This window comes from Streptomyces prunicolor NBRC 13075 (assembly GCF_000367365.1).
Classification (GTDB): Bacteria; Actinomycetota; Actinomycetes; order Streptomycetales; family Streptomycetaceae; genus Streptomyces; species Streptomyces prunicolor.
Genome location: NZ_BARF01000200.1, coordinates 1 through 632, shown reverse-complemented (window position 1 = coordinate 632; position 632 = coordinate 1). Strand labels below are relative to the sequence as shown.

Below are 632 nucleotides of genomic sequence, written 5' to 3'. Positions count from 1 at the left end.
AGCTTGGGCGGGGTGCTCTGCTGGAAGTTGACCTGGTCGAAGTTGACCACACCGGTCTTCTCCAGCACGGTGATGTGATCCAGGACCGTGTCGTTGGCCAGGTCGGCGAGCGCGCGGACCATGGTGTTCGTGGTGGTGGCACGGATCTTGGCGATGGCCGGGAAGATCTGACCGTGGGTGACGCGCATGATGTTGGCGGCGGTGGAGTCGAACTGCGTGCCCGACTGGGCCGCCGAGGTCGCCACGAACTGCTGCTGCTGAGGGCTGGCCTGGTTGGGCAGGGTGATGTTCAGCTCGGGCGCGATCTTGCGGCACAGCTCGTCGAGGCCGGCATGCCCGACGATCAGATGCCGGCCCGCTTCCCGCATCTCCTCCGTGGAACCCTTCTTCAGCGCCAGTTCGCCCAGGGGGTACTCCCACAGTCCGGCGGAGCGGACCTTGACGACGAAGTCGCGGTCGGCCTCGGTGAGCGGACCGTAACGGGTGTTGGCGATGATGCGGGACGGGTTGCCGGAGGTGTTCTGCACGCCGAGCATCGCGGGGTAGGCGAGGGCGCTGAGGGTCACGCCCAGGGCGCCGACCACGAAGACGGTTCCTGCCATGTTGCGGGAGATGGGCATGCGGCCTCCAGG

At 67.1% G+C, this 632-nt stretch carries 1 protein-coding gene; it reads right to left on the bottom strand.

The window, feature by feature from the left end:
- Positions 1-620 (bottom strand): DUF4142 domain-containing protein (locus SPR02S_RS54785; protein WP_019065515.1); only part of this gene is annotated, 620 nt, incomplete at its 3' end.
- Positions 621-632: the final 12 nt, after the last annotated feature.